The organism is Desulfovibrio sp. SGI.169 (assembly GCF_050313595.1).
GTDB lineage: Bacteria > Desulfobacterota > Desulfovibrionia > Desulfovibrionales > Desulfovibrionaceae > Desulfovibrio.
The window spans coordinates 1-8,274 of the sequence record NZ_JBNPLS010000049.1 but is presented as its reverse complement, the minus strand read 5'-3'; the positions used below and the strand labels follow the sequence as shown (position 1 = coordinate 8,274).

General features: G+C 69.9%; 12 protein-coding genes and 1 pseudogene. All 13 read right to left on the bottom strand.

Going from position 1 to position 8,274, the window contains the following annotated elements; genetic code table 11:
• Nucleotides 1-456, bottom strand: a pseudogene (locus ACQRA4_RS13220) (hypothetical protein); the annotation flags it as partial.
• On the bottom strand, nucleotides 444-1,037 hold the full coding sequence (locus ACQRA4_RS13215; RefSeq protein WP_427823529.1) for a YmfQ family protein: 594 nt from the start codon (nucleotides 1,035-1,037) through the stop codon (nucleotides 444-446). The pseudogene ACQRA4_RS13220 and the gene ACQRA4_RS13215, both read right to left, overlap by 13 nt.
• Nucleotides 1,038-1,040: 3 nt before the next feature.
• On the bottom strand, nucleotides 1,041-2,096 hold the full coding sequence (locus tag ACQRA4_RS13210) for a baseplate J/gp47 family protein (RefSeq protein WP_427823528.1): 1,056 nt from the start codon (nucleotides 2,094-2,096) through the stop codon (nucleotides 1,041-1,043).
• A 2-nt stretch (nucleotides 2,097-2,098) separates the two neighbouring features.
• On the bottom strand, nucleotides 2,099-2,452 hold the full coding sequence (locus ACQRA4_RS13205) for a phage GP46 family protein (RefSeq protein WP_427823527.1): 354 nt from the start codon (nucleotides 2,450-2,452) through the stop codon (nucleotides 2,099-2,101).
• Between the two features lie 61 nt (nucleotides 2,453-2,513).
• Complete coding sequence (locus tag ACQRA4_RS13200) at nucleotides 2,514-3,158, bottom strand: phage baseplate assembly protein V (RefSeq protein ID WP_427823526.1); 645 nt, start codon at nucleotides 3,156-3,158, stop codon at nucleotides 2,514-2,516.
• Nucleotides 3,158-4,237, bottom strand: coding sequence for a phage baseplate assembly protein (locus ACQRA4_RS13195; RefSeq protein ID WP_427823525.1), 1,080 nt, complete (start codon nucleotides 4,235-4,237; stop codon nucleotides 3,158-3,160). Before ACQRA4_RS13195 ends, ACQRA4_RS13200 begins: the two co-directional genes overlap by 1 nt.
• Nucleotides 4,227-5,582 (bottom strand): DNA circularization protein, encoded by a 1,356-nt coding sequence (locus tag ACQRA4_RS13190; RefSeq protein ID WP_427823524.1) that lies wholly within the window; start codon nucleotides 5,580-5,582, stop codon nucleotides 4,227-4,229. The genes ACQRA4_RS13195 and ACQRA4_RS13190 overlap by 11 nt, the downstream gene beginning before the upstream one ends.
• A gap of 3 nt (nucleotides 5,583-5,585) precedes the next feature.
• Nucleotides 5,586-6,293: a hypothetical protein gene (locus ACQRA4_RS13185; RefSeq protein WP_427823523.1), complete on the bottom strand. Its 708-nt coding sequence runs from the start codon at nucleotides 6,291-6,293 to the stop codon at nucleotides 5,586-5,588.
• 2 nt (nucleotides 6,294-6,295) lie between these two features.
• Nucleotides 6,296-6,430, bottom strand: a complete 135-nt coding sequence (locus tag ACQRA4_RS13180) for a hypothetical protein (RefSeq protein ID WP_427823522.1) — start codon at nucleotides 6,428-6,430, stop codon at nucleotides 6,296-6,298.
• Nucleotides 6,431-6,459: 29 nt separating this feature from the next.
• On the bottom strand, nucleotides 6,460-6,723 hold the full coding sequence (locus ACQRA4_RS13175; protein WP_427823521.1) for a hypothetical protein: 264 nt from the start codon (nucleotides 6,721-6,723) through the stop codon (nucleotides 6,460-6,462).
• 80 nt (nucleotides 6,724-6,803) lie between these two features.
• Entirely contained in the window at nucleotides 6,804-7,181 is a 378-nt protein-coding gene (locus ACQRA4_RS13170; protein WP_427823520.1) for a phage tail protein, read from the bottom strand.
• Nucleotides 7,182-7,400: 219 nt separating this feature from the next.
• Nucleotides 7,401-7,610 carry a hypothetical protein gene (locus ACQRA4_RS13165; RefSeq protein WP_427823519.1) on the bottom strand — a complete coding sequence of 70 codons (210 nt, stop codon included), beginning with the start codon at nucleotides 7,608-7,610 and terminating at the stop codon, nucleotides 7,401-7,403.
• Nucleotides 7,603-8,241: a Rha family transcriptional regulator gene (locus ACQRA4_RS13160; protein ID WP_427823518.1), complete on the bottom strand. Its 639-nt coding sequence runs from the start codon at nucleotides 8,239-8,241 to the stop codon at nucleotides 7,603-7,605. The genes ACQRA4_RS13165 and ACQRA4_RS13160 overlap by 8 nt, the downstream gene beginning before the upstream one ends.
• Nucleotides 8,242-8,274: the final 33 nt, after the last annotated feature.

Here is an 8,274-nt window from a genome sequence, read left to right as displayed (position 1 = left end):
TTCCGCAAACTCCGGCCAGTCCTCGAACCCCACAAGCGAACCGTCCGGCCAGGCGTGGTTGGCCGGCAATGCCGTGGAGCGGTGGAACCTGGGCGCACCGATGGAGAGCTTGCGGAGTTCCTCCAGTCTCGCCACCATGGCGTCCGCCTTTTGAATGACGGACAGCACGCCCTCTTCGTCCACTGTAAGGGTCGTGCCGTCAGGCCTGACCAGGCCGGGGCGCGCCGTGGTGGCCAGCGGCGCGCGTTTGGCGACGAGGGCGAGGATGGCCTCAAGCAACTGGCTGGTCCTGGTTTTGTCCAGCTCCATGTCGGCGGCCAGGATCGGGGCGACAAGCTCCTCCTGCACGGAGTTGAGCCAGTCCGCCGTGACCGTGGTGGCCGCCACGGGAATGGTGGGGTCGCCCTCGGTGAACCTGTTGTCCGGCGTTGCCGTGGGGCAGTCTATACGGTGCATGCTGCGGCCTCCGTGGTGGCGTAGGTAATGAGGGCCACGGCGTGGGCGGGCTTGCGCCACGCGATGACGCACTCAAGGATGGGATCTCCCCAGACGCGCAGGGCGTCCCCGGCGGGGCTTTGCCCGGCCCTGAACACGCGGGCCATCTCGCCCGTGGCCGTGACCTGGAACGCGAATATCCACGCGTCATTGGTCAGCGGGTCCCCCGCCTGCGAGCGCCCGGCCCTGAAGGGGCGGAAATCGTCAATGGCGACCTCATAGCCCGCCAGCGCGGCATAGCGCGTGAGCCAGGCGCGCGAGATGCCGCCGCGCTCCTGAAAGGCCAGGGCCAGCAGGGCCATGCGCTCCTGCAAGAGCCGGCCGCCTCTGGCGCAGGGGCCGGGAAGGCCATAGACGCGCTCCCAGTCCGCCAGCCACTGCTGCCAGACGAACGGGCGCAACGCGCCAAGCACGCGCGCGCCGTCGGCCTGGACGCGGTCCAGCTCGCGGCCCTCCATTCGGAGGGAAAGATCGACGGCCGGGGCGGCCGCGTCATAAGCTGCGGGCGGCAGCAGGGCGGCAAGCAGGTCACGGTGGGGCATGGGCTACAGGGCCTCCAGCGCAAGCTCGCCCAGGCGGCACCATTGCAGGGCCGTGGGCGCCGGATTGGCGGCGGGCCGGCGCACGGCCACATCCGCCACGCCCTCAAGGCCGGCCACGGCGGCAATGCAGCGCGCCAGCACGAGCGCGTCGCCCGGGCGCAGCAGCGCGAACTGCGCCTCCAGCGCCGCCCGCACCGGGCCGCGCAGGGTGCGCAGGGTGGCGTCGCCACTGACGCGCAGGGCCAGCGACATATGGACCGGCAGGGGCACGGGGGCATAGACCGTGGCCTGACAGCCCAGCGGGCGCTCGGCGTCGATATGCGCCTGGGCTGCGGCCACCACATCGGCGCCGGGGATGCCGTCCTGGCCGGTGATGACCACATCCACGGTACCCGGCCCCTGGCGCAGGGGATAGACCTGGGCGTCGGCCACGCCCGGCACCTCGCGCGCCCAGCGGCGATAATCCGCCGCAGTGCCGCCTGCGGGCGGGGTGCGCATATAGTCCAGCAGGCGATCCAGCAGGGCGGCGTCCGTCTCGGCGTCCGTGCCGCCGTCAAGGTCGAGCAGGCCCGTCGCCTGCACGCCGGAGGGCGCCGAGACGAGCGTGATGCGCGCGCCGCGCCTGTCGGGCATGGCCCCGGCGCGCGCCGCGCGGCACGGAACGACGGCCGTGGCGGCGGCTCCCTCGCCCGCCAGAGTTGCCGGGGCTGTGGTCAGGTACGGCTCGCCGTCGGCATCGCGCCCCTCGGCGCCAACGGGCACACGAGCGCCCGCCTGCCCGGAGAGGGTCATGACGCCCGTCGAGCAGGTCGGGGCCTTGCGCGTGATGCCGCGCAGGGCGCAGTGCTGCTCCAGATATTCGGGGTCGGCGGTGTCGGGCAGTATCTGGCGCGTCTGCCAGTGCTGGTAGGCGTAGAGGCCGTCAACGGCGGAAGCCGTGCAACTGGCGCGGATGTAGAGGTCGCTGTCGGCATCCGTGGGGGCCGTGGCGTCCAGATTGCGGGCGTCGCGCAACTGGCGGGCGCGGATCTCGGCGAACGAGGGCACGGTGTACGGCATGGCTAGCCTCCCACCCGGACAAAATGGTCAAAGCCGTATGCGGCGCCCCCGGCCTCGGTGACTTCCACATGCAGGAGGCAGCGGCCGTTGTGGGGCTGGCGCGCCGTCACCTCGATGGCGCGCGCCCGGCCGTCATCCAGCAGGGGCTGGAGGGCCTGCTCGGCGTACTGCCGGGCAAGGACGCTCACGCGCGCCTTGTCCTTGACGCGCGCGAGCTCGTGGAGACGGCTGCCCAGTGTGGTATCCGCCCACCAGGAGCCGCGCGGCGTCATCAGGCGCAGATAAACCGCATTGCCAAGGTGGTCGATGCGGGCGCCCGTGTAGTCGCCGGTGGCGGGATCGATTTGCGTGTCCATACCCCCACCATAGTGGGGGCGCCGCCTCAGGAAAGGCTGGCGGAGGACAGCGCGGGGAAGGTCATTGCGGCAGGCCGGTAGCGCCGCCGCCGGGCCGGACGCCCGTGTGCGTATGGCCGGTCTGGCTGATGCCGCCCGCCACATGGTCGCCGCTGGAAACGATGCCGCCGTCCTGCGTGATGTCGCCCCGGATGGCGACGTTGGCCGTCATCTCCACGGTGTCGCCCTTTTCGCCGGTGGCGGTGAGGTTGCCCGTCACCGTGGTCTGCGGGGTATCCAGGACAATGCCCCGCCCCGCCTCGATGACGGCGGCGTTTTTGACGCGCAGGCGGAAGTCGTCACACTCGGCCTTGATGACGCGGCCCCGCCTGAGATGGATGTAGGCGCCCTCCTGACTGTACATGCGCGCCTCGCCCGGCCCCACCTTGAGGCGGTAGGCGCCGTGCTCGGTGGCGATGACCACGTTGGCCGAACTGCGGCCCGCCAGGGGCAGGACAATGAGCTGGCTGCCCTCCGGGATGCCGCTGGAAAAGCCGAACTGCTGCAGGACCTCCACGGCCTGGGCCTGCTCGCCCGCAAGGCCCTGTCCCTGGGCAAGCTGCAAGCCCGGCGCGCCGTTGAGCTGGGTCAGCCGGGCGCGGAACGGCAGGCGCAGGGCGCGCAGGGCGCGGCGGATGCGGTCGTCAATGAGGGCTGCAATATCCATCAGTCGAGACCCCACTCGTCATCATCGTCAGACCCCCGCTTTTTGCGCTTTTTGGGCGCCCTGGCCGTGTCGGGCAGCCACAGCCCCCACGGCTTGAGGGTGAGCGTGGTGGTGCGGCCCTCACGACCGGCCCTGAGCGTGCGCCGCGCAAGCAGGTTGTCCGTCTCGCACAGCCCCTCCACGCGCAGCCGGACGTGCATGCCCGGCTCCCACAGGGCGCCGCTGTCCGTGCGGTGGCCGTGGACCTCCACCGTGATGGTGCGGTACTCGAATACGCTGTCGCTCAAGATTTTCTTGGCGCGGGTCTTGGCCATGGCAATGCTGTCCACATGGCCTTCGTCACGGACGAGCGGCCGCGAGAACCAGGCCAGAGCATCCCAGGCGCGGGCGCTGATGGCGTTGTGCGCCTCGTCGTCCTCAGTGCCCACGGACTGCCCCAGAACCGTGACCTCGCTGTAGCGGCGCGAGATGTCGGTCTCGTACTCCACGGAGAGCACGTTGTTGCGCGCGCCGTCGAACGCGCACACCAGTTCCGCGTCCGCCGGGCGCGAATAGTCCGGCGCGGCCACCCTGAGCGTGCCGTCAGGCGCGAACCACGGCCAGAGGCCGCTGGCCCCGGCGGCGCGTTCCAACGCCTCCCATGCGGTCATGCCCGGCTCGACGCTTACCTTCTTGAGCGGCGCGCCCCCGGCCCGCACGTCTATCCTGTCCACGCCCAGGGGGCGCACCATGGAGGCGCAGACTTCCTCCACGGTCACGTCCCGCTGGGTCTTTATGGGCGCGGAGCAGTCCAGCAGCACGGCGGCGCCGTCGCGGCCGGAGAGGGTCAGTTCCAGCGCGTCCTTGCGGATGGTGCGGCGGATGGCGTCGATGCGGCCCGTGAGCGCCAGGGCGTCGCCGATGCGGACCTCCACGGGCGCCCAGGGGCGCAGCCACTCCGGGAGTTTGGCCGCGGGGATGCCCAGGCCCACCTGCCAGGCGTCGGCGGGGGTGAACAGATCGGAATCGATGCTCCAGCGCGTCCAGTCGCGGTGCAGGCGCCCGGCGATGGTCAGCGAGATGGCGTCATTATCGCGCATAGACCAGCAACTCCTGCCCCTGGGCGATGAAATTGGGGTTGCGCACCTGCGGGTTGATGCGCGCAAGCTGGGCCGCGCGGGTATAGTCGCCATAGAGGCGGTGCGCCAGCAGGTGGAAATTGCCCGGCGTGGCCGCCAGATGCGTGACCAGCGGCGGCCGGGCGTTGAGCGCGGCCTCGCCCATCTGCTGCATGGCCTGGGCGGCGTCGCGCAGACCCTCGCAGAGCGCATGCGCGCGGCCTGGGGGCCAGGCGGCGGCAACGGCGTCAAGGCAGTCCCGCACGCGGCCGCGGGCATTGCCCGTGAGGCTCTCGATCTCGGCGGGCGTGAGGCGCGGCTCGTCCAGCTCGGCCTCAAGGGTGTCCACCGCGGCCGTGCAGTAGGTCTGCGTCTGGAGCAGCAGGGCCTGCGCGGACGCCCGGGCGATGGGCGTTTGCAGGCTGCCCGCCGCCGGGGCCTCGGCGGGGGCGGCGGTCGTCCCGCCCTGGGGCGCGCGCACGGCAAGCACCGCCTCGGCCTTGCCCACGGCATCACTGACAGGCCCGCTGATCCAGCCGGCGCCGTAGGCATTGACGCCCGTGGCATAGTCGCCGGACGTGCGGCCGGTGGAGATGTCCAGCCGGGGCAGCGCCGCCGACAGGCGCGAGAGCGAGGCGAAACCCGTCAGAGCCTCGGCGCCGGACGTGGCCGTTGATGCGGCGGAGGCCACGCAGGCCGAAAGATCGGCCACAAAGGCCAGGGGCATGTCCAGCCAGGCCGTTGCCGTGCGCGCCACCTGCCGCCCCTCGTCATAGACGGCGAGCAGGCCGTCAAGCTCGGCAAGCACGGCGTTTTTGAAATTGGCGGCCTTGCCCGCCACCTCGCCCAGTGTGGCCATGAGGCCCGACGCCGCGCCCCCGACGGCGCCTTGCAGGCCGGAGAGCAGGGCGTCGCGCGCCTGTTCGGCCAGGGAGCGGGCGCTTTGCCCGGCAAAGAACGGGTTGTCCGGCCCGGCCTCAACGGCCTCGAAACTCACGGTGGCGTAGTTGACGCGCTCGGCGTCGTGACTGACCTCCCACGAGCGGATGCAGACCTCGACGCTGCCGAACACGGGATGCACCAGCTCGCCCTTGCCGTCCCGCTCCAGCGCCCTGACCAGCGCCTCCACGCCGGATTTATAGGACAGGCCCCAAAAGACGGCCTTGACCGGGATGACGCGGGCCTTGCGGCCCAGGTCTTCCACCTCGGCGCCTGGCCGGTACGGGTACTCATGCACGGCAAGGCTCTTTTCGCCCTTGTCGGAGATGGATTCGACCTGAAAGGGGACGCCCCGGAAGGAGGCGTCAAGCAGGGTCAGCCACGACATGGACTAACGCCTCGTGGCCTGCCGGAGCTGGGCCTGCTCGACCTTGCGGGCAATGACCTCGCCGTCCAGCTCCACGGTCAGATTGAGATTTGCGGCGATGGGGGCGGACCGCATGAGCTGGACCGCCTGCATGACGGTCTCCTGGAGGGGCGGGGCCTCCCCGGCCTTGTCGTCACCGCCGAACGCCCAGTTGCCCAGCTTTTCGCCCAGCCGGCCGCCGCCGAAGAACCCGGCGGCGCCGCCCAGGAGACCGCCCAGAGCCGTGCCGACAGCCGTGCCTATGGGACCGGCAAGCGAGCCAAGGGCAGCGCCTCCCACAGCGCCCGCCTTGGCCCCGGCGAGCGTTCCGACAAGGCCGCCGGCGGTTTCGGTGTGGGCGGCGTTTTTCTGCGCGCGGGTGAGGCTGTCGTCCAGTTCCGTGATGGTGGCCTGCTGGAGGTTTTGCATCTGCGCGGCGGCGGTGGTGAACGGCGTATGCGCGGCACGGGCCATGGCCTGGGCGACGCCGCCCACGGCGCGCGCGGCCGCCTGCCCCCGCCTGTCCACCTGGGCGAGGGCATCGGCCATGCCCCGCGCGGCGGAGGCGCTTCTGGCCTGCTCCCCGGCGGCCTTGCGCGCCTCGCCGCTCACGCGGGCCACGGCCTTGGAAGCCGGGCCGGTGAGGTTGTCCTTCAGCGACAGTTCCGCCGCCACCTTGAGGTCGTCAGACATGCTTACGCCTTTTTTGCCCGCAGACTCTTAACCTGCCGGGGAGCGCCGCGCTTGCGGAGGGCGGCCATGCGCTCCGGGTAGAGGGCCGCGTACCACTCTTCCGCCTCGGCCACGGTCATGGACTCGATACGCGCCATGGCAAAACCGCCGGCCAGAAGCCCGGCCGTCAGGAAGCGTCGGCCCCGTCCCGCCCGCAGGCGGCCCGCAACTTTTTTTCGAGGGCTTCCTCCGCCTGCGCCAGAGCGCCATAGTCCTGCGCGGGCAACTGCGCCAGCAGGTCGGGAGTGATGGCCTCGGCCGGGAGGTCGCCCAGACGCTCCAGCGCATAGGCAAAGGCCAGGCGGCGCAGGGTGAGACGGTTGCCGTTCGCCAAAAGGTCGGGGTGCTCCTCCTCCATGCGCTCCATGTCCCCCAGGGTGAGGGGGCGCATGACGAACGCGCGATGGAGGGCGCCATGCTCTCCCGGTAGCCGTAGGGCAGCTCGCCCGTGATGCTAATCTTCTCCATGGCCTACTCCACAACGCGGTCGACCGCGAACAGCTTGATGTCCCGCTTGGCCTCGCCCTCGGCCTCGTAGCTGGGGCTGACCTCCTGCACCACGCAGCCGGTATAGGCCGTGCGCGTGCCGTTGCCCCGGATGGGGTAGATGACCATTTTCACGTCAAAGGTGTTGAACCAGTCGATCTCGTCGCCGTTCACCGGAATGGGCACGGATGCCGTGATCTCGAACGTGGCCACGCCCGTGGAAAAGCCCGCGATGCGGCGGCTGCGGTTCATGGTCTTGACCGGCTGCATGCCCGTGCTTTCGGTGACGCTGTAGCTGGCGCACTCCACCTCGCGGCCGTCCACCTCAAGCACCACGGCGCCCACATATTCCCTGATTGCCATTGGCCTCTCCTTTGCTCCAGCCGTTGCGACGCAGGAAGCTACGGATGGAGACAGCAATTAGTTGGCGCGACAGTCAGTCAACGAAATCGCTGTCGCCATTCGTAAGGCTCGCAGACTCGCCAACGACTGGCGCTGCGGCCGCCCTGAACAAGCAAGGCCCGCACCGCCACAATAGTGGCGGCGCGGGCCGCAGGAAAGGCTGGTGGAGGACAGCGCAACTTATGCCGCCTGCGATTCCTCCAGCTTGCGCAGGGCGGCGGTGATATCCTCGAAGATGTCTTCCAGCGTGTGGTAGAGACCTTGGGCCTCCTGGGCGTCCACATCCAGTTGTCCGTCCACGGGCAGGCCGCAGAGCAGGCGCTGCTGCCAGCGGATGCGGGCGGCCGCGCGGGCGAGCAGGTCGGCGGGATGGCGCTCGGCGTTACGCATGGCTGGCCTCCCGCGTTGCGGGGAGGGCGATGCCCAGGCGGCGGCCGGTTTCGAGCAGGGTGCTCACGCGCTGGTGACGCAGGCCCACCAGGGTGCCGATGTCGTGCAGGCTCATGCCCATGCGCCGGTAGCGCAGCACGCGCTCCAGCAGGCGCAGGCGGTCGGCGCGGAGGGCCAGCTTCTTGCCCTCGCGCAGGCCGTCCAGATAGGAAGCCCTGACCCGCGCCTCAAGGGCCACGGGCAGCCCGGCCCGCTGTTCCCGCAGGGCCGCCTCCATCTGGTTGAACGCCTCGATGTAGCGCAGCTTCCACATGACGGCCGCCTTGCCGGTCATACCCATGACGAGGAGCGAGAGGGCGTCGCGGGTGAGGCGGTAGGCGCGTTCCTGCCGGGTTGCCCCATTGCCGATTTTTACAGTGGTGAACGTCAGCCCAAAATTGGGTTCACGAAATGATTTCGGGAGGATAGAGCACAATCGCTCAATATCCCGAAGAATGTGGGAATGGCGCTTTTGAAAATGCCGGGCGACTTCTGTGGAAAGGACTGCCGGGGCCGAACCCAGCGAAAGGAAGCGGATGCCGTTGTTTTCTTTGACAATAGGCGTGAGTTGAGATACTGTTTTTTCAGCCATTTCACTACCTCCATCGTAGTGTCAGGGTTAGGC